This is a genomic window from Herbidospora yilanensis (genome assembly GCF_001570565.1).
In the GTDB taxonomy this organism is placed as follows: domain Bacteria; phylum Actinomycetota; class Actinomycetes; order Streptosporangiales; family Streptosporangiaceae; genus Herbidospora; species Herbidospora yilanensis.
Map to the genome: position 1 here is coordinate 120,513 of NZ_BBXE01000031.1, position 21,779 is coordinate 142,291.

Annotated in this window: 22 protein-coding genes; 11 read left to right on the forward strand and 11 right to left on the reverse strand. The window is 72.0% G+C overall.

Annotation, left to right across the window (positions count from 1 at the left end; all coding sequences use genetic code 11):
- The first annotated feature begins 57 nt into the window (after positions 1–57).
- Positions 58–477: a sensor histidine kinase gene (locus AW273_RS25075; RefSeq protein WP_062352776.1), complete on the forward strand. Its 420-nt coding sequence runs from the start codon at positions 58–60 to the stop codon at positions 475–477.
- On the opposite strand, the gene map is transcribed toward AW273_RS25075, so the two are convergent.
- On the reverse strand, positions 464–1,312 hold the full coding sequence (gene map, locus AW273_RS25080; RefSeq protein ID WP_062352779.1) for a type I methionyl aminopeptidase: 849 nt from the start codon (positions 1,310–1,312) through the stop codon (positions 464–466). The two genes, AW273_RS25075 and map, sit on opposite strands and share 14 nt — an antisense overlap.
- A 34-nt stretch (positions 1,313–1,346) precedes the next feature.
- Between map and AW273_RS25085 the strand changes: the two genes are divergently transcribed.
- Positions 1,347–1,544 (forward strand): hypothetical protein, encoded by a 198-nt coding sequence (locus AW273_RS25085; protein WP_062352782.1) that lies wholly within the window; start codon positions 1,347–1,349, stop codon positions 1,542–1,544.
- A 250-nt stretch (positions 1,545–1,794) separates the two neighbouring features.
- Here AW273_RS25085 and AW273_RS25090 read toward each other — a convergent pair whose 3' ends face one another.
- Both AW273_RS25090 and AW273_RS25095 read right to left on the reverse strand, forming a co-directional pair.
- Positions 1,795–2,424 (reverse strand): cyclase family protein, encoded by a 630-nt coding sequence (locus AW273_RS25090; RefSeq protein ID WP_062352785.1) that lies wholly within the window; start codon positions 2,422–2,424, stop codon positions 1,795–1,797.
- Positions 2,421–2,678: a CBU_0592 family membrane protein gene (locus tag AW273_RS25095; RefSeq protein ID WP_030450575.1), complete on the reverse strand. Its 258-nt coding sequence runs from the start codon at positions 2,676–2,678 to the stop codon at positions 2,421–2,423. The genes AW273_RS25090 and AW273_RS25095 overlap by 4 nt, the downstream gene beginning before the upstream one ends.
- Positions 2,679–2,753: 75 nt before the next feature.
- On the opposite strand from AW273_RS25095, the gene AW273_RS25100 reads away from it, so the two are divergent.
- Entirely contained in the window at positions 2,754–3,704 is a 951-nt protein-coding gene (locus AW273_RS25100; RefSeq protein WP_062352788.1) for a LysR family transcriptional regulator, read from the forward strand.
- A 154-nt stretch (positions 3,705–3,858) separates the two neighbouring features.
- Here the strand turns inward: AW273_RS25100 and AW273_RS25105 are convergent, their stop codons facing one another.
- The gene (locus tag AW273_RS25105) at positions 3,859–4,437 is read right to left on the reverse strand and encodes a hypothetical protein (protein WP_198168337.1); all 579 of its coding nucleotides are present in this window, start codon (positions 4,435–4,437) and stop codon (positions 3,859–3,861) included.
- A gap of 164 nt (positions 4,438–4,601) precedes the next feature.
- On the opposite strand from AW273_RS25105, the gene AW273_RS25110 reads away from it, so the two are divergent.
- On the forward strand, positions 4,602–5,756 hold the full coding sequence (locus tag AW273_RS25110; protein ID WP_062352794.1) for a lipase family protein: 1,155 nt from the start codon (positions 4,602–4,604) through the stop codon (positions 5,754–5,756).
- Between the two features lie 45 nt (positions 5,757–5,801).
- Positions 5,802–6,476, forward strand: coding sequence for an NADPH-dependent F420 reductase (gene npdG, locus AW273_RS25115; protein WP_062352797.1), 675 nt, complete (start codon positions 5,802–5,804; stop codon positions 6,474–6,476).
- Positions 6,477–6,482: 6 nt separating this feature from the next.
- Here npdG and AW273_RS25120 read toward each other — a convergent pair whose 3' ends face one another.
- Both AW273_RS25120 and AW273_RS25125 read right to left on the reverse strand, forming a co-directional pair.
- Positions 6,483–7,160 carry an alpha/beta fold hydrolase gene (locus AW273_RS25120; RefSeq protein ID WP_062352799.1) on the reverse strand — a complete coding sequence of 226 codons (678 nt, stop codon included), beginning with the start codon at positions 7,158–7,160 and terminating at the stop codon, positions 6,483–6,485.
- Positions 7,161–7,224: 64 nt separating this feature from the next.
- Entirely contained in the window at positions 7,225–8,670 is a 1,446-nt protein-coding gene (locus AW273_RS25125; RefSeq protein WP_062352802.1) for an aminotransferase-like domain-containing protein, read from the reverse strand.
- A gap of 89 nt (positions 8,671–8,759) precedes the next feature.
- On the opposite strand from AW273_RS25125, the gene AW273_RS25130 reads away from it, so the two are divergent.
- Together AW273_RS25130 and AW273_RS25135 are read left to right on the forward strand one after the other, a co-directional pair.
- Positions 8,760–9,932: a trans-sulfuration enzyme family protein gene (locus tag AW273_RS25130; protein ID WP_062352804.1), complete on the forward strand. Its 1,173-nt coding sequence runs from the start codon at positions 8,760–8,762 to the stop codon at positions 9,930–9,932.
- Positions 9,933–9,965: 33 nt separating this feature from the next.
- Complete coding sequence (locus tag AW273_RS25135; RefSeq protein WP_198168339.1) at positions 9,966–10,865, forward strand: threonine/serine dehydratase; 900 nt, start codon at positions 9,966–9,968, stop codon at positions 10,863–10,865.
- A 166-nt stretch (positions 10,866–11,031) separates the two neighbouring features.
- Here AW273_RS25135 and panB read toward each other — a convergent pair whose 3' ends face one another.
- Complete coding sequence (panB, locus tag AW273_RS25140) at positions 11,032–11,856, reverse strand: 3-methyl-2-oxobutanoate hydroxymethyltransferase (RefSeq protein ID WP_062352807.1); 825 nt, start codon at positions 11,854–11,856, stop codon at positions 11,032–11,034.
- Between the two features lie 213 nt (positions 11,857–12,069).
- Here panB and AW273_RS25145 point away from each other — a divergent pair, with 213 nt between their 5' ends.
- From AW273_RS25145 to AW273_RS25155, 3 genes are all read left to right on the forward strand, one after another.
- Positions 12,070–13,212 carry an MFS transporter gene (locus AW273_RS25145; protein WP_232327582.1) on the forward strand — a complete coding sequence of 381 codons (1,143 nt, stop codon included), beginning with the start codon at positions 12,070–12,072 and terminating at the stop codon, positions 13,210–13,212.
- A 90-nt stretch (positions 13,213–13,302) separates the two neighbouring features.
- Positions 13,303–14,859, forward strand: coding sequence for a DHA2 family efflux MFS transporter permease subunit (locus AW273_RS25150; RefSeq protein ID WP_062352813.1), 1,557 nt, complete (start codon positions 13,303–13,305; stop codon positions 14,857–14,859).
- Positions 14,860–14,868: 9 nt separating this feature from the next.
- The gene (locus AW273_RS25155) at positions 14,869–15,471 is read left to right on the forward strand and encodes a TetR/AcrR family transcriptional regulator (RefSeq protein ID WP_062352816.1); all 603 of its coding nucleotides are present in this window, start codon (positions 14,869–14,871) and stop codon (positions 15,469–15,471) included.
- Positions 15,472–15,559: 88 nt separating this feature from the next.
- Here the strand turns inward: AW273_RS25155 and AW273_RS25160 are convergent, their stop codons facing one another.
- Positions 15,560–16,435 carry a helix-turn-helix transcriptional regulator gene (locus AW273_RS25160; protein ID WP_062352913.1) on the reverse strand — a complete coding sequence of 292 codons (876 nt, stop codon included), beginning with the start codon at positions 16,433–16,435 and terminating at the stop codon, positions 15,560–15,562.
- A gap of 102 nt (positions 16,436–16,537) precedes the next feature.
- Between AW273_RS25160 and AW273_RS25165 the strand changes: the two genes are divergently transcribed.
- Positions 16,538–17,479, forward strand: coding sequence for an SDR family NAD(P)-dependent oxidoreductase (locus AW273_RS25165; RefSeq protein WP_062352819.1), 942 nt, complete (start codon positions 16,538–16,540; stop codon positions 17,477–17,479).
- Here AW273_RS25165 and AW273_RS25170 read toward each other — a convergent pair.
- From AW273_RS25170 to AW273_RS25180, 3 genes are all read right to left on the reverse strand, one after another.
- Positions 17,476–19,521 (reverse strand): bifunctional rhamnulose-1-phosphate aldolase/short-chain dehydrogenase, encoded by a 2,046-nt coding sequence (locus AW273_RS25170; protein WP_062352822.1) that lies wholly within the window; start codon positions 19,519–19,521, stop codon positions 17,476–17,478. The genes AW273_RS25165 and AW273_RS25170 overlap by 4 nt on opposite strands.
- A gap of 6 nt (positions 19,522–19,527) precedes the next feature.
- Complete coding sequence (rhaI, locus tag AW273_RS25175) at positions 19,528–20,685, reverse strand: L-rhamnose isomerase (protein WP_062352825.1); 1,158 nt, start codon at positions 20,683–20,685, stop codon at positions 19,528–19,530.
- Positions 20,686–20,772: 87 nt separating this feature from the next.
- Entirely contained in the window at positions 20,773–21,756 is a 984-nt protein-coding gene (locus AW273_RS25180; protein ID WP_062352828.1) for a substrate-binding domain-containing protein, read from the reverse strand.
- Positions 21,757–21,779 lie beyond the last annotated feature (23 nt).

The window sequence follows — 21,779 nt, forward strand, 5'->3', positions numbered from 1 at the left end:
GTTCCTTGAGCCTCACCCGTTAGCGTCGCCGGTGAAGATCAGGGGAGTTGGAGAGCTTTGTCCGAGGAACTGCGGCTGCGTGAGGGCGCCGGGCTCAAGCCCGCCCTAGAGGAATACCTGGGCGACTGGTCGGTCAGAACCGGCATCGCGGTCGAGACGTGGGCGCTGCCCGACGCGCCGCTGCCGTCCGCCGTCGCACGGGGCGTCTACGCCGTGGTCACCGAGGCGCTGGCGAACGTCGAACGCCACAGCGGGGCCCGCCACGTCGCCATCGCCGTCACGGTCGGCGACACGGGCCTGCGCATGACCGTCAGCGACGAGGGCGTCGGCTTCTCCGAAGGCACCACCGGCCGGGGGCTGGCCGCGATGAAGGCCGGCTTCGTCGAGATCGGCGGCACCCTGTCGATCAACAGCGTGCTGGGCTCCGGCACGACGCTCAGCGGCGTCGTGCCGAAGCGGGCGCTCAGGGGAGCGTGAGGATCTCCACGCCCGAGTCGGTGACCAGCACCGTGTGCTCGAACTGGGCGGTGCGCTTGCGGTCTTTGGTCACGGCCGTCCAGCCGTCTGACCAGATCTCGTAGTCGATCGTGCCGAGCGTCAGCATCGGCTCGATCGTGAACGTCATGCCCGGCACGAGCGTCACCGCGAGCGACGGGTCGTCGTAGTGGGGGACGATCAGGCCGCTGTGGAACGACTCGGCGATGCCGTGGCCGGTGAAGTCGCGCACCACGCCGTAGCCGAACCTCTTCGCGTAGGCCTCGATGACCCGGCCGACGATGTTGAGCTGCCGGCCCGGGGCGACGGCCTTGATCGCGCGGCTGGTGGCCTCGCGGGTGCGCTCGACGAGCAGCCGCGACTCCTCGTCGACGTCGCCGCACAGGAAGGTCGCGTCGGTGTCGCCGTGGACGCCGCCGACGAAGGCGGTGATGTCGACGTTGACGATGTCGCCGTCGTTGAGCTCGGTGTCGTCGGGGATGCCGTGGCAGATGACCTCGTTGATCGACGTGCAGAGCGACTTGGGGTAGCCGCGGTAGCCGAGCGTCGAGGGGTAGGCGCCGTGGTCGAGCAGGAACTCGTGGCCGATCCGGTCGAGCTCGTCGGTCGTCACACCCGGCGCGACGTGCCTGCCGACCTCTTCCAGGGCCTGGGCGGCGATCCGCCCGGCGACCCGCATCTTCTCGATCGTCTCGGGGGTCTGCACGTCTGACGCGCCGCGTTTCGGCTCCTTCTTCCCCACGTATTCCGGACGCTCGATGTGCGCGGGAACCTTGCGGGTGGGCGAGATCCGCCCGGGCCGGAGCAGTGTCGTCATGCGCGCAAGTCTATGTGCGCGCGGAAGGGGCAAGATGGCCGTTGTGAGCGAGCGAAATGGACACTGGTGGTTCTGTCTCAAGCACATGCGCGTCGAGGGCGACCAGGGGTGCCCCAACAAGGACCGCATGGGGCCCTACGACACCGAGGCCGAGGCGGCCAACGCGCTGGCGACGGCCTCGGCCCGCAACAAGGCGTGGAAGGACCAGGACAAGGACTGGGACGACGACTAGATCGGGAGCGCCAGGCCGGGATCGTTCTCGAAGCCGACTTTCCGTTACGGCTCCGCCGACCCCGACCCCGACCGCCGTCCGTCCGCGGCACCGCACCCGGCGCTCCCCGGCCGCGCCGCGTCGTCGCCGCGACGGCCGATCCCGCACGTGAACACGGGCCGGGAGCCCGGAGGTCGGGCGCTCCGCGCCCGAGATCTCGGCATGTCGCGCTCGGCCGGGGCGTTCGTGTGGGCGTACCGGGAATGGAAGTTCAGACCACCGCGTAGGCGCGCACCGGGAAGGTGCCCATGCCCGCGACCAGCGGGGGCGCGGCGTGGAAGCGGAAGCCCGACGCCGGGAGCGAGCCCAGGTTGGTGAGGTGCTCGACGATCGGGACGCCCGCGCCGAGCAGGGTCGTGTGGGCCGGGCGCTCGCCCTTCGGGGGAGTGGCGTCGATGTTGAAGGAGTCGATGCCGACCAGGGCCGCGCCGCCCGCCACGAGGGCCGCCGAGGTCTCGGCGGTGAGGTGGGGGTGGCCGGTGAAGTAGGCGTCGGTGCCCCAGTGGGTGTCCCAGCCGGTGTGGAAGAGCACGGCCTTGCCCGCGACGTCCAGGTCGCCCGGCAGGTCGACGCCCTTCACGACCACGCCGTCGAGGTCGGCCAGCTTCTCCAGCGGGAGCCCCGACAGGTCGGCTCCGCCGGCGAAACGGTGGCTGGGGCTGTCGAGGTAGGTGCCGGTGTTGGCGGCCATGGTGATCGTGCCGATGAAGAACTCGGTGCCCTCGGCGTAGAGGTCGCGGGAGGCCTCCCGACTCAGGTGCACGCCCAGGACGGGCGCGGGGATGCCGGGGTAGGTGATCATCCCTTCGACGATGCGGTGGCTCAGTTCGATGAGGCTCATGACTTTCGTGCCGCCCTTCGTGCGATGAACCGGCTGAGGGTGAGGACGCCGATGGCGCTCCACACGATGTTGAGGATCGCCGACGGCCAGGCGCCGTGATACCCGCTGTTGACGGCCAGGGCGGCCGCGCCGCCGAGGTTGATCGCCTGGTAGGCGAGGCTGTCCCCGGACATCTTGGACGTCGAGACGAGGCCGTAGGCGATGAGGAGGGCGATCGCGCCGAGTGTGCCGATCGCGGTGATGAACGTTGACATTTGCCCCTCATGTTCGCGGTATGTCCATTTGAAGGACAAGTGAAGAAAACTTAAGCGGCCAATAAGCTTCTCTACATGGAAATCGATCCCCGACGGTTGCGGATCCTCCATGAGGTCGCCCGTCGCGGTGGCGTGATGAAGGCGGCCGAAGCGCTCCACCTGACTCCGTCGGCCGTCTCCCAGCAACTGGCCCAGCTCGAACGCGAGGTCGGCCTGGCCCTGCTCGACCGTTCCCAGCGCCGCATCTCCCTGACCCCGGCGGGGCGGGTGCTGTCGGCGTACGCGGAGCGGATCGAGGAACAGCTCTCCGAGGCGCGGAACGAGCTCAACCGCTTCACCGAACGCCTGTCCGGTCCGGTGACCATCGCGGCCTTCCCGACCGTGATCAGGCACCTGCTGGTGCCGGCGCTGCGGGTGCTCGCCGAGCGGCATCCCCGGATCGTCCCGGTGATCCACGAGGTGTACGGCAGCGACGCCCTCCAGGAGCTCCGGCTGGGCGCGGTCGACCTCGTGGTGACCGAGCGCGACATGAGCACCCCCGCGCCGTCGCTCCCGTCGATGACCCGGCACCGGCTCTACGACGACGAATACCGGATCGTGGCCCCGCCCACCCTCGACCACGTCCCCGCCGACGTCGGCGAGCTGGCCGACCTGCCGTGGGTGGCGGGCGTCTCCTTCCAGGCCTGCGGCGCCGCCCTGGAGCGGCTCAGCCAGCTCCACGGCTTCGAGCCGAGGCGCACCCACGTCATCTCGGAGTTCCCGCCCGTGCTCAGCCTGGTCGCGGCGGGCCACGGGGTGGCGATCGTGCCGTCGCTGGCGCTGCTCGACTTCCCCCGGGGCGAGGTGGTGGTGACCGGGATCCACGGGGTGGGGTCGCGCCGGATCGAGGCCCTGACCCGCGTGAGCCGGACCCGGTCGGGGGAGCCCGACCCGGTGCAGGCGGTGGTGATCGAGGTCCTGCGGGAGGCGGCCGAGGAGCTGACCGAGCGGGTGGCGGTGCTCAGCGCGTCGCTGGAGGCCCACTGAAGCCAGCGCGTTGTGACTACGGCGTCGGCCCGTGCGGTATGCCGAAATCTCGGGCGGTGACAGCCGCCCGCTCCGCTTGATGTCAGCCGGGGAGCGCTGATCCGGTCGGCCAGGCGGGCGAGGCGTTCGCGTAAGCCCTTCCAGGACCCATATGTCAGTCGGGGACGCGGGGGCCGCTGATGCGGTCGGCCAGGCGGGCCAGGCGTTCGCGTAAGCCCTTCCGGGGGGCCTCCCCGGCGGCCATGCTCACCAGGTGCTGGGCACCGTCGAAGGTCAGCGGGGCGGTCAGCCGGGGGACCGCGAAGGCGTCGTGGGCCAGGGCCTCCAGTTCCGGGTCGCCGCCGTCGATGGCGAGGATGGTCGCGCCCGTCTTGCGGGCGTCGGAGACCCGTTCGAGCAGCGGGACGGGCGCCTCGCTCTCCGACACCACCACCAGCGTCTCGCCCCGCCGCGCCTCCGAGAGGCGGTCGACGCCCACCCGCAGGTGCGGGGGGGCCGTCAGGTCGGGGGACCAGCGGACCAGGGTCGGGGTCAACTGGGTCAGGCCCGACAGGCGGGCCTCGTCGGCCAGGTGGGCGGTCAGGTGCCACGGTTCGTCGTCGGGGGTGCCGGCGATCAGCAGGCCTCCGGGGGAGCGGGTGGTGCGCATCGCCCTGCCCAGAGCACGGGCCCGGTCGGGCCATTCGGTGGAGTCGAGGGCCTCGCGGAGGAGGCTGACCGCTTCGGCGTCCATGGCGCCCATCGTGCCTCAGGGGGTGGGGGCGCACGGGGCGCTTCGGCTTTTCCGGCTCCGGACAATTCGCCTGACTCGGTACTTGACTCGCGTCTACTCGCGGGTAACCATCGGCTCACGGCGCCGTCCCCCGAGAAGTGATCCCGTGAAGGGCGGCATGTCCCATGCGTCTTCGAGTTCGTGCGACCGTGCTCGCGATCGTGGCCCTCCTGCTCCCCCTGCTCCAGCTCGCCGTCCCGTCGGCCGCCCGCGCCGCCGCGCCCGGAGACGTCGTCGAGGCCGTCCCGACCACCGTCTACCTGGCCCCCGGACGACTGCTGGAGGTGCCGGTCAACGCCTGGCACCTGCGTTATCGGTCGACCTCGGCGGTCGGCGGGTCGAACGTCGTCTCCGGGACGTTGCTCGTCCCCAAGTCCGGATATTTAGGTAAACGGCCCATCGTCGGGTACGCCGTCGGCACCCACGGCCTCGGCGACCAGTGCGCTCCCAGCGCGGCCATGGCCGACGGGACCGAACTCGAACTCGCCTTCGTCAGCCTGATGCTGCTCAAGGGCTGGGCCGTGGCGGTCACCGACTACGAGGGGCTGGGCACGCCGGGAGACCACACGTACATGGCGGGGAGATCGCAGGCGCACGCGGTGCTCGACTCGATCCGGGCGGCCACCCGGGTGCCCGGCGCGGGGCTGGCGACCGGCGGGCCCGTGGTGATCATGGGGTATTCGCAGGGTGGAGCCTCGGCGGGGTGGGCGGCCCAGCTCCAGCCGTCGTACGCGCCGGAGCTGCGGCTGCGCGGGGTGGCGGCGGGCGGGGTGCCGGCCGACCTGAAGAGGGTCGCCGAGAACGTCGACGGCGGCGGCGACTTCGGGCTGGCCGCGGCGGCGGGGCTCGGGTTCGACGCGGCCTACCCCGAGCTGCGGCTCGCCGACCACCTCACCCCCGAAGGGGCCGCGTTGTTCGCCGACGCCCGGGACGACTGCGTCGACGAGCTGCGCGGCAAGCTCGCCGGGCGCACCCTGGCCGACCTCACCACCCAGGACGTCATGAACCGGCCCGACTGGACCGCCCGCCTCCAGGAGAACCGCCTCGGCGCGACCCGGCCCTCCGTGCCCGTGTTCGTCTGGCACGGCACCGGCGACGAGATCATCCCGATCGGCGTCGGCCGCACGCTGCGCTCCGAGTGGTGTGCCAAGGGGGCCACGGTGACCTGGACGAGCGTCCCGGCGCCCAGCCACGTGCTCGGGGCGGTCGAGGGCGGGCCGCTGGCCATCGCGTGGCTGGCCGGGCGGGTGCTCGGGCTGCCCGCCTTCGGCAACTGCTGAACCGCGCCGGGGATGACGTGCGCCGGGCCGGGTGTTGTCCCTGGCATGATCGAGAACATGGCCGACCAACTTGAAGATGTGACGATCGCGATCCTCGGCGGGACCGGCGACCAGGGCAACGGCCTGGCCCGCCGGTTCGCCCTGGCCGGGCACCGCGTGCTCATCGGCTCCCGCAGCGCCGACCGCGCGCGGTCGGCGGCCGACGCGCTGGCCGACGCGGGCCGCGTCGAGGGCGGCGCCAACGCCGACGTCGCCGCCGAGGCCGACCTGGTCATCGTCGCGGTCCCGTGGGACGGCCACAAGGCGCTGCTCACCGACCTCGCCGGCGTGCTGGCGGGCAAGATCGTGGTCGACTGCGTCAACCCGCTCGGATTCGACAAGCAGGGCGCCTACGCCCTCCCCGTCGACGAGGGCAGCGCGGTCCAGCAGGCCGCCGCGGTGCTGCCCGGCAGCCGGGTCGTCGGGGCCTTCCACCACGTGTCGGCCAAGCTGCTGCTCGACCCCGCCGTCGAGGCGATCGACCTCGACGTGCTGGTGCTCGGCGACGACCGCGAGGCCACCGACCTCGTCCAGGCCCTCGCGGCCCGGATCCCGGGGGTGCGGGGCGTCTACGGCGGGCGGCTGCGCAACGCCCACCAGGTCGAGGCGTTCACGGCCAACCTGGTGTCGATCAACCGGCGCTACAAGGCCCACGCCGGCATCCGCGTCACCGACGTCTGAGCCGCGTCAGGCGTTCGCGACGAGCCAGTCGGCCACCGCTCCCGGCGCGACCACCTGGTGCAGGTGGTCGCCCGGGATCCGGGTCACCGGCCAGCCCCGCTCGTCGGCCTCCTTGGCCGGGCGCTCGTAGGGGTCGCTGAACCACAGGTAGGCCCCGCGCACGTGGTCCCACGTGTGCGGGACGGGGATGTGCTGGCTGTAGTAGAGCAGCGGGAGGCGCGGCTGCTCGGCCACGATCTCGTCGCGGGTGCGCCGGTCGGGGACCAGCGCCGACACCATCTCCTCGGGCCACCAGTCGGTCCAGCGGGGCAGCAGGCCGTTCTCGTCGGCCATCGCGCCCAGGAACGTCAGATGGTCGGACTCGGCCGCCGGGATCGAGCCGCGCCGGGGCGGGAGGGCGGCGTCCACGAACAGCACCGCCGTCACCTGGCCGCGCAGACGTTCGGCCACAAGGGGGACGTACAGGCCGGCGTTGCTGTGGGCGACGACCACCACCGGGCCGTCGGGGGCTGCCACGGACACCTGGTCGACCACGCGCGGCCAGTAGGGCGGCGGGCCCGCCGTCACGTCGGTCAGCGAGGGGACCACGGCACGCCGGCCGCGGGCGCGGAGTTCGGCCGCCACCGGGGTCCACGTGGACGGTCCGACCGCGGGGCTGTGCACGAGGAGGAAGGTGGCGTCCATGGGCACAAGCATTCACCCGTCGTGCCGAATTTGGGTGGCTTGTCCGCTGCCCGTGAACAATCTTCTACACCACGAGCGTGGGCAGCCCCGGCCGGCGGCGGGCGCCGTTGTAGTCGTGCCAGGCCGACTTCAGGCCCTCGACGCAGCGTGTCAGCTCCGGCTCGGGATGCACGAACGGCAGGCGCAACATGATCTCGTAGCCGGTGCCGGCCGGGTCGAAGGCCGTTCCCGGCGGCACGGCGACCCCGTGGCGGGCGGTGAGCTGCGCGAACGCACCCGCGTCGCCCCGGGGCAGGCGCACCCACAACGTCTGCCCGCCCGCGACCGGCCGGGCCGACCACTCGGGCAGATGCTCGCCCAGCAGCGCCACCAGGTGGTCGTGGCGGCGCTTCAGCACCTCCAGCCGGGCCCGCCGCACCTCGTCGGCCCGGTCGAGCAGGATCGCCGCCGCGAGCTGGCCTACGGCGTCGCCGCCCAGTTCGTGGATGGCCCGCCGCCGGGCCAGGCGGGAGATCACCGGGACCGCCGCCCTGATCCAGCCGACCCGCAGGCCGCCCCAGACCAGCTTGCTCAGCGAGCCCACCGTCAGCACCTGCTCGCCCCGGGCGTAGGCGGCCAGCGGCAGCGGGCGCTCGCCGTCGAAGCACAACTCGGCCGGCACCGCGTCGTCGATCAGCGGCACGTCGGCCTCCCCGGCCCACGCCACCAGCCGCCGCCGGGCCGGCGGCGGCATCACCCGCCCGGTGGGGTTGTGGGCGGTCGGGATCGTGTACGCCAGCGCGGGCCGTACCGGCGCCGACCGGCCACGGGGTGACAACACGCCCCATTCGTGCAGCTCGTCGAGGTCGCAGGCGTCGATCCTGGCCCCGGCGTCGAGCAGGATCTCCGAGGCCCCGGTGTAGGTCGGCGACTCCAGCCTGACCGTGTCGCCGGGGGTGACGAACTGGCTCGCCAGCAACGAGATGGCCTGCTGGCCGCCGTTGGTGGCGAGGATCTCGCCGGGCTCGGTCGGCAGGCCGAGGCGGGTGAAGTGGCGGGCCACCGCGCGCCGGAACTCCGGCAGCCCGGCCGGGTGGTAGCCGATGTCGCGGGGCAGCCGCGTCGCCGCCTCCTGGTAGGCCTCGACCAGTTCCGGCGGCGGCTCGACCGGGGCCGCGCAGGTCAGCAGCGTCACCCCGTCGGGCGGGTCGAGCACGTGCAGCAGCAGCGGGTTGGCCCCCGCGCCCGACGAACGGCTGATCGGCAGCTCCGCCTCGGCCACCCGCGTGCCGCTGCCCCGCCGGCGCACCAGGCGGCCCTCCTGCTGGAGCAGCTCGTACGCCGCGACGACCGTGCCCCGCCCGACCGCCAGCCGGCGGGCCAGCACCCGGTCGGGCGGCAGCGGGGAGCCGGGGGCCAGCAGCCCGTCGTCGATGAGGCCGCGTAACCGGGCGGCCAGCAGAAGATAGAGCGGGCCCCGCCCGGACGCCCAGCGCCCGAGCCAGCCGACGAGGCGATCCTCCTCCGTCATGCCGTCATCGTGACATTGGATCGCGATGCGAGCCAATTCACCGTGATTGGCTCTGCAACCAGTCCGCGTGACCCGTCATCCTTGGCTGTGTGACTGATTTGCGACCGGATACACGAGTTGTCCACCTTCCCAAGGTTCAGCCAGAAGGTAGCGCGCCGATCTCGACGCCGATCTACCAGACCTCCGGGTTCCTGTTCGACGACCCGGCCGTGTTCGCCGACGGCATGGACCGCCCCGACGGAGCCTTCGTCTACGGCCGCTACTCCAACCCCACCACCCGGGTGTTCGAGGAGGCCGTCGCCGACCTGGAGGGCGGCGTCGCCGCCGTCGCCGCCGCGACCGGCATGGGCGCGATCAACACCGTCTTCCTGGCCCTGCTCAGCCCCGGCGACCACGTGGTCGCCCAGCACTCCCTGTACGGGGGCACCGGCCACATGCTGGAGGAACTGGAGGCCCGGTTCGGGATCTCGGTCACCTACGTGCCCGAGGACGACCCCGAGGCGGCCCGCGCGGCCTTCCGCCCGGAGACGAGGTTCCTCTACCTGGAGACCATCGCCAACCCGATGACCCAGGTCGCCGACCTGCCCGGCATGTGCGCGGTCGCCCGCGAGGCGGGCATCCCGGTGATCGTCGACAACACCTTCGCCTCGCCGATCGTGTGCCGGCCCATCGAGCACGGCGCCTCGATCGTCGTCCACTCCTCGACGAAGTACCTGTCCGGCCACGCCGACATCGTCGGCGGCGTCTCCGTCTTCGCCGATCACGAGTTGCACCGCAAGGTCTGGAAGTTCCACTGCGGCCTCGGCGCGGCCCCCGACCCGTTCGCGTCGTGGCTCTCGCTGCGCGGCCTCCAGACGCTGCCGCTGCGGATGGCCCGGCACAACGAGAACGCCCGCGTCATGGCCACCCGCTTCGCCGAACACCCCGCCGTCACGGCGGTCCACTGGCCCGGCCTGCCCACGCACAAGTCCCACGCCCTGGCCGCCAAGTTGCTGCCCGACTTCGGCGGCGTCTTCTCCATCGACCTCGCGGGCGGCCGGGAGGCCGGGGTGCGGTTCATGAAGTCGCTGAAGGTGGCGCTGCTCGCGCCCTCGCTCGGCGGCGTGGAGACGCTGGTCCTGCACCCCGCGTCCACCTCCCACCGGTCGGTCTCCGACGCCGCGCTGGCGGCGGCCGGGATCAGCCCCGGCACGGTCAGGATCGCCGTCGGCATCGAACACCCCGAGGACCTGTGGGCCGACTTCGCCCAGGCCCTCGGCTGAGTGATCCTTCCGGCGCTGCGCCATGATGGGCCGATGATGCTCACGCGGGACGACGTGACCGAGGCCGCTGCGGTGATCGGCGGGCGCGTCAGGCGCACGCCGGTCGTCGAGGCCGCCCCCGGTGTCTGGCTCAAGCTGGAGTGCCTCCAGCACTCGGGCTCGTTCAAGGTCAGGGGCGCCTTCCACCGGATGCTCGCCGCCGACCTCCCGGCGGCCGGGGTGATCGCCGCCAGCGGCGGCAACCACGGGCTGGCGGTGGCCCACGCGGCGCGGGCGCTGGGCGTCCGGGCGGAGATCTTCGTCCCGGAGGTCTGCGCGGCCGTCAAGATCGCCGGGCTCCGCGCGCTCGGCGCCGAGGTCGTGGTGACCGGCGCCATCTACGCCGACGCCCTCGACGCCTCCCGCAAGCGCGCCGCCGAGACGGGCGCCCTGGAACTGCACGCCTACGACCAGCGCGAGGTCGTCGCCGGTCAGGGGACCCTGGCCCTGGAACTGGAGGAGCAGGTTCCGGGCCTGGACACGATCGTGGTGGCGGCGGGCGGCGGCGGCCTGGCCGGGGGAGTGCGGGCGGCGTTCGGCGGCGAGGTCGTGGTGGTCGAACCCGAACTCATCCCGACGATCCACGAGGCGCTGTCGGCGCGTGGGCCGGTGCGGGTGGACGTCTCGGGCGTGGGCGCCGACGCGCTGGGCGCCAGCACGGCCGGTCAGGTCGCGCTGGAGGTGCTCCAGGACCGGGTGACGAGCGTGCTGGTGACCGACGAGGCGATCGTCGAGGCCCGCCGGACCCTGTGGCGCGACCACCGGGTGGCCGCCGAACACGCGGGCGCGGCGGCCTACGCGGCGCTCCTGTCGGGCCGGTGGACGCCCCGGCCGGGGAGCGCGACGGCGATCGTGGTCTGCGGTTCGAACACCGACCCGGCGACCCTGACCTGAGGCCGGACCGTCGTCGCGGCGGTGGGGCCGCACGGCCGGTCGGCGCCGGTGACGGCGCGCGGGCCGGGCGGCGGGCGGTGCCCTGGTCGGCGGAGCCGTAACGGAGGAAGGGACCTCCCGGTCACCCCCGGCGGAGTCGGTGTCGCGACGGGGGTGACCGGTGAGGTTAGCTGTAGCTGTGCTCCTTGGCCGGGAAGGCCCCGGAGCTCACCTCGTCGGCGAAGGCGCGGACCGCCCGGTCCATCTCGCCGTGGAGGTCGAAGTACTTCTTCACGAACTTCGCCGGGCGCTCGGTCAGGCCCATGAGGTCCTGCCAGACGAGGACCTGCGCGTCGGTGCCGGGGCCCGCGCCGATGCCGATCGTCGGGATCGACAGGGCGGCGGTCACGCGGTCGGCCAGGTCGGTCGGCACGCATTCGAGCACCAGCGAGAAGGCCCCGGCGTGTTCGAGCGCCTTGGCGTCGGCCATCAGTTCGTCGCCCGACTGGCCGCGCCCCTGGACGCGGTAGCCGCCGAACACGTTGACCGACTGGGGGGTCAGGCCCAGGTGGCCCATCACCGGGATGCCGGCCGACACCAGGGCCTCGACCTGGGGGAGGACCCGGTGGCCGCCTTCGAGCTTGACCGCGTGGGCGCCGGCCTCCTTCATGAAGCGGGCGGCGGTCTCCAGGGCCTGCGCGGGGCCGGCCTGGTAGGAGCCGAAGGGGAGGTCGGCGACGACGAGGGCGCGGGAGGAGCCCCGGACCACCGCCGCGGTGAGCGGGATGAGGTCGTCGACCGTGACCGGCAGGGTCGAGTCGTAGCCGTAGACGACCATCGCGGCCGAGTCGCCGACGAGCATGACCGGGATGCCGGCCTCGTCGAAGACGCGGGCGGTCATGGCGTCGTAGGCCGTCACCATCGGCCACTTCTCGCCGCTCGACTTCGCTGCCTGGATGTCGCGTACGGTCACCCGGCGGCCGGCGGCCCCACCGTAAAGTGCAGAGGACATGGCTACCTCCTGGTCTCGTGGCGCCCCTGTGGCGTCCCCGGACAGTCGCATCATCGCATGCGACATCCGGATAGAACACCCCGCCCACTACCCGTAATCCGGTTCTGTCAGAAGCCCGCCGCTTGGCACAATGCCATGCGGAGGTCGTAAGTAATGAAAACGGCGGTTGAACCTTACCGGAGGCTCTTCAGGCTCCCGGGCATCCCCTCACTGGTGGCCCTCGGGCTGGTCACGCGCATCCCGGCGACCGCGACCGGGTTGACGATCACCCTGCACGTCGTCCAGACGCTGGGGCTCTCGTGGGCCCAGGCGGGCGTCGCGGGCACGGCCTCGACGGTCGGCATCGCGGTGGGGTCGCCCCTGCTCGGGCGGGTGGTCGACCGCCGCGGGGCCCGGGCGGTCGTGGCGGTGACGTCCGTCGTCCAGTTGGTGTTCTGGTTGACGGCGCCCTCGTTGCCCTATGAGGCGCTGGTGGGGGCGGCCTTCGTGGGCGGGCTGCTGATGTTGCCGGTCTTCGGGCTGATCCGGCAGTGCGTGGCGGCGATGGTGCCCAGGGATCAGCACCGGACGGGGTTCGCGCTCGACTCGATGTGCGTCGAGTTGTCGTACATGGTGGGGCCGGCGGTCGGCGCGGCGGCGGTGAGCACCCTGTCGAGCACGGTGGCCATGCGGGCGGTCGGCATCGGTTTCGCGCTGGCCGGGCTGGGGTTCTTCCTGCTGAACCCGCCGACCCGGTCGGCCGAGGAACTGGCCGAGGGGCCGCACCGGAAGGTGCCGACGCGGCGCTGGCTGAACGTGCGGGTGCTGACGATCTTCGGGGTGACCTCCGCGCTGACCTTCGTGCTGACCGCGACCGACCTGGCCATCGTGGCCACCCTGGAGAAGGCCGGGGACGCCGCCTGGATCGGGCTGGTCATCGGCCTCTGGTGCTTCGCCTCGCTCGTCGGGGGGTTCGTGTACGGCGTGTTGCCGCGCGGGTTCTCCCCGCTGGTCATGATCGGCGGCCTGTGCGCGCTGACCATCCCGGTCGGGCTGGTCGGCGGCGGCTGGTGGTGGCTGATCCCGGCGCTGATCCCCGGGGGCCTGCTCTGCGCGCCGTCGTTGTCGACGACGGTCGACTACGTCAGCAAGTCGGTCCCGGCCGCCGCGCGCGGGGAATCGATGGGCCTGCACGGGACGTTCCTCACCATCGGCGTCTCCTCGGCCGGTCCGGCGGCCGGTCTGATCATCGACACGTGGGGGCCGAGCTGGGCGTTCGCCGGAGCGGGGGCCATCGGGCTGGTGCTGGTGCTGGTCGCGGTGCCGTTCTGGCGGATGCCGGTGAAGACGGCGGAACCCGTTCAGGTGCCCGCCTAGTTTTCGAAACGCGACCGTTGCGTATCGTTATTCGACGGGTGTACCTTTCGATACGAAACGACATCGTATCGAAAGTTATCGGGGGCATCCGTGGATGCACACTCGGGACACCCGCGCCGCTGGCAGATCCTCGGCGTGATGGTGTTCTCGCTGCTCGCGGTGGTGCTCGACCAGACGATCCTGAACGTGGCGATCAAGACGATCGCCGATCCCGTTCACGGTCTGGGCGCCACTCAGAGCGAGCTCGAATGGGCCATGAACTCCTACACCCTGGCGTTCGCCGGCCTGCTGTTCACCTTCGGCGTGCTCGGCGACCGGCTCGGCCGCAAGCGCATGCTGATGGCGGGCATGGCGCTGTTCCTGCTGGCCTCGGTGGCCAGCGGCTACGCGCAGGACCCCAACCAGCTCATCGCCGCCAGGGCCCTCATGGGCATCGGGGGAGCGGCGATCATGCCGGCCACCCTGGCGATCATCTCCAACGTCTTCCCCTTCCACGAGCGCGGCCGGGCCATCGGCATCTGGGCGGCCGGGGTCGGCATCGCCGTCGCCATCGGCCCCATCACCGGCGGTCTGCTCCTGGAGCACTTCTGGTGGGGCTCGGTCTTCCTGGTCAACGTGCCGATCGTGCTGATCGGGCTGGTACTCAACGCCGTCCTGGTGCCCGATTCCAAGGACCCGCACAAGGCGAAGCTCGACCCGATCGGCGTCGTCCTGTCGATCCTCGGCCTGATCTCGCTCGTCTACGGCATCGTCCGGATCAGCGACCTCGGCACCGTCGCCGACGTGACCGTCATCGTGCCGGTCGCGGTCGGCGTGGCGATCCTCGCGGGGTTCGTCTGGTACGAGTACCGCACCGACCACCCCGCCTTCGACGTCCGCCACTTCCGCAACCCGGCCTTCTCCACCGCGATCACCACGGTCGGCCTGACCTTCTTCTCGGCCATCGGCGTGATGTTCTTCATGGCCTTCTACTGGCAGATCGTGCGCGGCTACTCCCCGCTGCAGTCGGGCGCGCTCGTGCTGCCGTTCGCCGCCGGCCAGCTCCTGTTCTCCCCCCGCAGCGCCGCCATGGTCGAGCATTACGGCGCCAGGCTCGTCGGCACCATCGCGATGGGCGTGATCACGGTGGTGCTGGGCGCCTACGTCTTCGTCGGCGTCGACACCCCGATCTGGATCCTGCTCGTGCTGGGCTTCGTCCAGGGCGGCGCGATGGCCAACATCCTGCCGCCCGCGACGACGGCCATCATGAACGCGCTGCCGCGCGAGAAGGCCGGCGTCGGCTCCTCGATGAGCAACGTGTTCCGCCAGGTCGGCTCGTGCCTCGGCATCGCGGTCCTGGGCGCGATCCTGTCGGCCAGCTACCGCAGTGACATGGAGGGCGTGGCCGCCGCGCTGCCCGGCGACGTGGGCCACGTGGCCCAGGAGTCGATCGCCGGCGCGGCCGGGGTCGCCTCGGCCCTCGGCCCGCAGGGGACCTCGCTGCTGCACGCCGCCAACGAGGCGTTCGTCACGGGCGTCCACTGGGCGTCGGGCGGGGCCGCGCTGATGACCCTGATCGGCGTCTTCGTGGTGGCCCGCTGGATGCCCGGGAAGTCGGCGCCCACGGTCGTCCCCGACCTGGTGAAAGCCGAAAGCGCCGTAGGATAGAAGACTGCCATGACGACCATTCAGGAATCCGCGGGGCGGGGCCGTCCCCGCAGCGAGCGCGCCGAGAAGGCGATCGTCGACGCCACCCTCGACATGATCGGCGAGGGCGTCACGGTGTCGGAGTTGTCGATCGAGGCGGTCGCGAACCGCGCCGGGGTCGGCAAGACGACGATCTACCGGCGCTGGGCGAACAAGGAAGACCTGGTGGTCGACTCACTGGCCACGCTCCGGCTCCCCATGCCGGAGCCCGGCGGCACCGACGTGCGGGCCGACCTCATCGAGTTCCTCAAGGTCATGCGGTCGGAGTCGGGCGAGTTGCGGAACCGGTGCATCACCAACATCGCGCTCAACGAGGCCGACCGCTACCCCGACCTCTACCGCCGGTTCCGCGAACTCGTCATCGAGCCGCGCCGCGAGGCCTTCCGGCAGGTCCTGCGGCGCGGCATGGCGACGGGTGAGCTGCGCCCCGACCTCGACGTCGAGGTCGCGATGTCGATGCTGGTCGGCGCGATGCTCTTCCACACGAAGATGTCGGGCCCGGCCTACCCGGTGCCCGGCGACCTCCCCGAGCGGCTGGTCGACGAGGCGCTGCGCGGCTTCCGCGCCTCCTAGCGCGCCGTCCTTGATCGGGTCGAGCGCGACAGGCGGCACGTCCGCGGCCGCGACGTGAGCCGCGTCACGCGCACCGCGCCGGCGAGAATCACACCTGCGCCCCGGGGTCCGGCGCCGAATACGGCTGGAGCGACTGAGTGCCGAGGACGACGGCGAGGGCCAGGCGGTCGGCGTCCTCGGTGCCGGGCTCGGCGGTGTAGACGGTGATGCGCAGATCGTCCCGGGCGACGAACAACGTGTCGCAGTCGAGGGTGATCGGGCCGACCGCCGGATGGTCGACGGTCTTCCGCCGGGACGTGTCGGTCGGGGCCGGGAGCGCCTCGGCGTCCCAGAGTCCGGCGAAACGCGGGCTGCCGGAGGCCAGGTCGGCGATCAGGCGTCGCAGGGTGCGGTCGGCGGGGTAACGCGCGGCCGTCAGGCGCAGGTCGGCCACGAGCCGGGCTTCGTGCTCGGCCTGCTCCCGCGGGGTGTGCACGACCCGCGAGGGCAGGCGGGCGACGTTGCGCCACACGGCATTGCGTTCCAGACCGCGCCAGGTGGTCGTGTCGCCCATGAGCGCGTCGTAGGGCTCGTTGGCCAGCACGAGTGTCCACCCGGCGTCGTACACGACGACCGGGGTGTTCGACAGCCGGTCGAGCAGGCGCTGCACACTCGGGGTGACTCGCGACGGCACGACGTCCGGGCCGGGCGCGGCGTGCCCGGCCAGCCGGTAGAGCAGGTCGCGTTCGGTGTCGGACAGACGCAGCGCTCGGGCCAGCGACTCCACGACCTGCGCCGACGGCGCGGTCGCGCGCCCCTGCTCAAGGCGGGTCAGGTAGTCGGCCGAGATGCCGGCGAGCGCGGCCAGCTCCTCGCGGCGCAACCCGCCGGCCCGGCGTCGGCGGCCCGCCTGCAGACCGACGGCCGAGGGCGCCACCCGGTCGCGCCAGCGGCGCACCGTCGGGCCGAACTCCCACGCTTCCACGCTCTCCATTCTGCGCCTGCCCGCACGCGTTGTCCTGGCCCTGCCAGTCCTACGAAAACCGGACGACTGGTTGCGGCCCGCCCGTTTCCGCAGGCTGGGGCCATGACCGAACCCGGAACCGTGCTGATCACCGGCCCCACCCGCAACCTCGGCCGGCACGCCGTGCTGGCCATGGCCGACCGCCCGGACGGGCGGCGACCCGACCTGCTGCTGGTCGGCCGCGCCGGGCGGGACCTGACGGCGGTCGCCGACGAGGCCCGCGCGCGTGGCGCATCCGTCCACGAGATCGGCTGCGACCTGGCGCGCCTGGCCGACGTGCGGGCCGCCGCGGCCACCGTGCGGGCCCTGCTCGCCGCCGGCGCCGTACGGCCGCTGCGCGCGCTGGTCGCCAACGCCGGCGCCATGTCGGCCGACGTCCGGCGGGCCTCGCCCGACGGCTACGAGACGACCTTCGCCGTCAACTACCTCGCCCATGCCCAGCTCGTCGGCGACCTGCTCGGTTCGTTCACCGCCCCGGCGCGGGTCGTGCTGCTCGGCTCGAACACCTATCACGCCAATTTCTGGCGCCGGCTGCTGGGCGTGGCCGAGGCCAGGTGGGCCGATCCCGTCGAGCTCGCCCGCCCGGCCACCGGTGAGCGGGCCCCGGGCCTGGCCGCGTCCGGCCTCGCCTACTCCAACGCCAAGCTGGCGATCCTCTACTACGCCCATGAGCTGCAGCGCCGCGCCGGCGCCGGGATCAACGTGTCGGTGTTCGAACCGGGCTGGATGCCCGGCACCGCGCTGGGCCGCGGCGCCCCCAAGGCGGTTCAGGCGATGAGCCGCGCCCTGGGCCGGGTACCCGGCGTGTCGACGCCGCGCCGCTCGGGACCGCTGCTGGCCGCGATGGCCCTGGACGACACGTGGGCGCACCTGCGCGGGGGCGCGTTCGTGGTGAAGACCCGGCCGACCGAGGTGCGGCCGGTCGCCCACGACCGCGCCCGGGAGCGGCGCCTGTGGGAGGCCACCACCGAGTTGCTGGAACGCGCGGGCGCGTCCGGGGCCTAACGGAGGAAGGCCGCCGCCACGCCCGCGTCGACCGGAATGTGGAGGCCGGTGGTGTGGGACAGGTCGCCGCCGGTCAGGGCGAACACCGCGTTGGCGACGTGTCCCGGCAGCACCTCGCGCTTGAGCAGGGTGCGCTGGGCGTAGAACTCGCCGAGCCTGTCCTCCGGCACGCCGTAGACGGCGGCGCGGTTCGCGCCCCAGCCCGAGGCGAAGATGCCCGAGCCGCGCACGACTCCGTCGGGGTTGACGCCGTTGACCCGGATGCCGTGGCCGCCGAGCTCGGCGGCCAGCAGGCGGACCTGGTGGGCCTGGTCGGCCTTGGCCGCGCTGTAGGCGATGTTGTTCGGCCCGGCGAAGACGGAGTTCTTGGACGAGATGTAGACGATGTCGCCGCCCAGGTTCTGGCCGATCATGACGCGGGCCGCCTCGCGCGAGACCAGGAACGAACCGCGTGCCATCACGTCGTGCTGGAGATCCCAGTCGGCGACCGTGGTCTCCAGGAGCGGCTTGGACAACGACAGGCCGGCGTTGTTGACGACCAGGTCGACCCCGCCGAAGGCGAGGACGGCGGCGGTCAGCCCGGCGCGGATGTCCTCCTCGCTGGTCACGTCGGCTTCGACGGCGACCGCGACGTCGGAGGCGCGTAGCGCGTTCGCGCCGAGTTCGGCGGCGACCTTGCGGGCGGCGTCCAGGTCGCGGTCGGCGACGACGACGCAGGCGCCCTCGGCGGCCAGGCGGCGGGCGGTGGCCGCGCCGATGCCGGAGCCGCCGCCGGTCACGAAGGCGATCCGGGTGGCCAGCGGCTTCGGCTTGGGCAGGCGCTGGAGCTTGGCCTCCTCCAGCGACCAGTATTCGATGCGGAACTTCTCCGCCTCGCTGATCGGCGCGTAGCGCGACACCGACTCGGCGCCCCGCATGACGTTGATCGCGTTGACGTAGAACTCGCCGGCCACCCGCGCGGTCTGCTTGTTCGGGCCGAAGGAGAACATGCCGACGCCCGGCACCAGGACGATCGCCGGGTCGGCGCCGCGCATCGCGGGGGAGCCCGCGACGGCGTTGCGGTCGTAGTAGGCGGCGTAGTCGGCGCGGTACCGGGCGTGGAGCTCACGGAGACGATCGGCCACGACGTCCAGCGGAGCGTCGGCGGGCAGGTCCACGACGAGCGGGGAGACCTTGGTCCGCAGGAAGTGGTCGGGGCACGAGGTGCCCAGGGCGGCCAGGCGCGGGTGTTCGGCGCGGGAGACGAAGTCGAGCACGACCTCGCTGTCGGTGTAGTGGCCGACCTGCGGCTTGTCCGTCGAGGCCAGGCCGCGGATCAGCGGGAACAGTTCGGCCGCGCGGGCGTGGCGCCGCTCTGCGGGCAGGGGCTCGTGGCCGGGGACGACGGGACCGAAGGGTTCGGGCCTGCCGTGCGTGGCGAGGTAGGTCTCGGCCACGCGGATGATCTCCAGCGAGTTCTCCCGGCACCGCTCGGAGGTGTCGCCCCAGGCGGTGATGCCGTGGCCGCCGAGGATGACCCCGATCGCCTGCGGGTTGGCGGCCTTGATGGCGGAGATGTCGAGGCCGAGCTGGAAGCCGGGGCGCCGCCAGGGCACCCACGCGACCCGATCGCCGAAGATCTTCCGGGTCAGTTCCTCGCCGTCGACGGCGGTGGCGATCGCGATGCCGCTGTCGGGGTGCAGGTGGTCGACGTGGGCGGCGTCGACCAGGCCGTGCATGGCCGTGTCGATGGACGGGGCCGCGCCGCCCTTGCCGTGGGTGCAGAAGTCGATGGCCTCGACCATTTCGTCTTCGTGATCGGCGCCCGGATAGACCTTGGTCAGGGCGCGCAGGCGGTCGAGCCTGAGCACGGCCAGCCCGGTCGCGGTGAGGGTGCCGAGGTCTCCGCCCGAACCCTTCACCCACATCAGGTCGACCGGTTCGCCGGTGACGGGGTCGGTCTGGCTGCCCTTGGCGGAGGCGTTGCCTCCGGCGTAGTTGGTGTTGCGCGGGTCCGCGCCCAGTTCGTGGCAGCGGTTCAGCAGGTCGTCGACGACGCTCATGGTGGTTCAGGCTCCCCATCCGGCCTGGGTGCCGCCGACACGCTCGGCGACGATCTTGTCGTAGTAGCCCGACGCGCGGTAGGCGGCGATCGGGTCGGGGTTCAGGCCGCGCCTCTCCCGCCAGGTGGCGAGCAGCGGCCGGACATCGGTGTTGTACGCGTCCATCAACGCCGCGTTCGCGCCCAGCACGTCACCGCCGTCCTGGGCGGCGCGGAGCGCCGCGGCGTCCACGAGCAGCGCCTTGGCAGTGGCTTCCTGCACGTTCATGACGGAGCGGATCTGGCCCTGGATCTTCGGCTCGATGTTGTGGCACTGGTCGAGCATGAAAGCGACGCCGGTCGCCGGGTCCAGGCCGCCGCCCCGCACGACCTCGTACATGATGCGGAAGAGCTGGAACGGGTCGGCGGCGCCGACCATGAGGTCGTCGTCGGCGTAGAAGCGGGAGTTGAAGTCGAAGCCGCCGAGCCGGCCCGCGCGCAGCAGGGAGGCCACGATGAACTCGATGTTGGTGCCGGGGGCGTGGTGGCCGGTGTCGACGCAGACGGTGGCCTTGGGGCCCAGAGCGAGGCAGTGCAGCAGGGAGGTGCCCCAGTCGGGCACGTCGGTGGCGTAGAAGGCGGGCTCGAACAGCTTGTACTCCAGCAGGATGCGCTGGTCGTCGCCCAGCCGGGCGTACACCTCGGCGAGGGCCTCGGCGAGCCGGTCCTGGCGGGTGCGGAGGTCGTCCTGGCCCGGGTAGTTGATGCCGTCGGAGAACCACAGTTTGAGGTCGCGCGAGCCGGTGGCGTCCATGATGTCGACGCATTCGAGCAGGTGGTCGACGGCCTTGCGGCGGATGCGCGGGTCGGGGTTGGTGACCGAGCCCAGCATGTAGTCGTCGTCCTGGAAGACGTTGGCGTTGATCGCGCCGAGCCGGACTCCCTGATCGACCGCGTAGGCGGCGAGTACGGAGTAGTCGGAGACCCTGTCCCAGGGGATGTGCAGGGCGACCGTCGGGGCCGCGCCGGTGAAGGCGTGCACCTGGGCGGCGTCGGCGATCTTCTCGAAGGGGTCGCGCGGCACCCCCTTCTGGGTGAACACCTTGAACCGGGTCCCGGAGTTGGCGTACGCCCAGGAGGGCGTCTCGATGGCCAGGTCGTCGAGCCCGGCGGGCAAGTCAGTCATGCTCTCAAATCCCCGTATTCCAGAAGCGTGCGATCGTTCGTGGGAGGGCGGGCGGGGCCGGGCGACACGGCCCCGCCCGCCCGTCGGTCAGCCGATGGAGTCGACGTTGGTCTTGTCCACCAGGGTCACGGGGTTGAAGACCTCACGCTCGGCGGCGTTGGAGAACTGGATCGGCTGCTTGTTCAGGGCCTGCTCGCCGAGGGTGACGGTGAGGGCGCCCATGGCGGCGGGGTCCTGGGCGACGGTGGCGGCCAGCAGGTCGGCCTTGATCGCGGTCAGGGCCTCGGGGTCGGCGTTGAACCCCACGCTGACGATGTCGGTCACCGGGCTCTTGCCGGCGTCCTTGATGGCGTTGGCGGCGGCCACGCCCATCGGGTCGTTGCACGAGAACACGCCGGCGACGTCGGGGTTGGCCGACAGGATGTCCTTCATGACCTTGTAGCCCTCTTCGGCCTTGGAGTTGCCGGACAACTCCGCGACGACCTTGTAGCCGCGCGCTTCGATCTCCTCCTTGAAACCGGCGTTGCGGCGGGCGGCGTAGGTCGCCGACGGCTCGCAGGTGATGGAGGCCACGTTCTTGCTGTCGGCGCCGTTGGCCTGGATCTGCTTGTCCATGAACTCGGCGGCCAGCTTGCCGCCGCCGGCGTTGTCGGAGATGACGATCGCGTCGTACGGGGTGCCCCCGCCGCCGATGTCGTTCACGATCACCGGAACGTTCTTGGCCTTGGCCTTGGCGATGATCGGGCCGAGAGCGGTCGGCTTGAACGGGCTGATGATCAGCAGGTCGACACCCTGGTCGATGAGCGCCGAGGCGCCGGTGACCATCTCGTTCTCGTCGCTCTTCTCGTCGTGCAGCTTGATCTCCCAGCCCTTGGCCGCGACGGCGTCCTGGGTGCCCTTGGCCATCTTCTGGAAGAACTCGTACTGCATGTCGTAGACGGAGAAGCCCACGGTGATCTTCTTGTCGGCGGGGGGCGCCGAACCGGTGGTCGCGGTCTCGCTGGAGTCCGAGCAGCCGGCGAGGGCCAGTATGCCGAGCAGGGCAACCGAAACGATCTTCTTGGTGCGCATGTGACGTGTCTTTCTCGGTGGGG

Bases quoted from the DNA above. Each gene is read 5' to 3' on its own strand.
- map (WP_062352779.1), bottom strand. From the start codon at position 1,312: ATGACGACACTGCTCCGGCCCGGGCGGATCTCGCCCACCCGCAAGGTT.
- AW273_RS25085 (WP_062352782.1), top strand. From the start codon at position 1,347: ATGGCCGTTGTGAGCGAGCGAAATGGACACTGGTGGTTCTGTCTCAAG.
- AW273_RS25090 (WP_062352785.1), bottom strand. From the start codon at position 2,424: ATGAGCCTCATCGAACTGAGCCACCGCATCGTCGAAGGGATGATCACC.
- AW273_RS25095 (WP_030450575.1), bottom strand. From the start codon at position 2,678: ATGTCAACGTTCATCACCGCGATCGGCACACTCGGCGCGATCGCCCTC.
- AW273_RS25100 (WP_062352788.1), top strand. From the start codon at position 2,754: ATGGAAATCGATCCCCGACGGTTGCGGATCCTCCATGAGGTCGCCCGT.
- AW273_RS25105 (WP_198168337.1), bottom strand. From the start codon at position 4,437: ATGGACGCCGAAGCGGTCAGCCTCCTCCGCGAGGCCCTCGACTCCACC.
- AW273_RS25110 (WP_062352794.1), top strand. From the start codon at position 4,602: ATGCGTCTTCGAGTTCGTGCGACCGTGCTCGCGATCGTGGCCCTCCTG.
- npdG (WP_062352797.1), top strand. From the start codon at position 5,802: ATGATCGAGAACATGGCCGACCAACTTGAAGATGTGACGATCGCGATC.
- AW273_RS25120 (WP_062352799.1), bottom strand. From the start codon at position 7,160: ATGGACGCCACCTTCCTCCTCGTGCACAGCCCCGCGGTCGGACCGTCC.
- AW273_RS25125 (WP_062352802.1), bottom strand. From the start codon at position 8,670: ATGACGGAGGAGGATCGCCTCGTCGGCTGGCTCGGGCGCTGGGCGTCC.
- AW273_RS25135 (WP_198168339.1), top strand. From the start codon at position 9,966: ATGATGCTCACGCGGGACGACGTGACCGAGGCCGCTGCGGTGATCGGC.
- panB (WP_062352807.1), bottom strand. From the start codon at position 11,856: ATGTCCTCTGCACTTTACGGTGGGGCCGCCGGCCGCCGGGTGACCGTA.
- AW273_RS25155 (WP_062352816.1), top strand. From the start codon at position 14,869: ATGACGACCATTCAGGAATCCGCGGGGCGGGGCCGTCCCCGCAGCGAG.
- AW273_RS25165 (WP_062352819.1), top strand. From the start codon at position 16,538: ATGACCGAACCCGGAACCGTGCTGATCACCGGCCCCACCCGCAACCTC.
- AW273_RS25170 (WP_062352822.1), bottom strand. From the start codon at position 19,521: ATGAGCGTCGTCGACGACCTGCTGAACCGCTGCCACGAACTGGGCGCG.
- rhaI (WP_062352825.1), bottom strand. From the start codon at position 20,685: ATGACTGACTTGCCCGCCGGGCTCGACGACCTGGCCATCGAGACGCCC.
- AW273_RS25180 (WP_062352828.1), bottom strand. From the start codon at position 21,756: ATGCGCACCAAGAAGATCGTTTCGGTTGCCCTGCTCGGCATACTGGCC.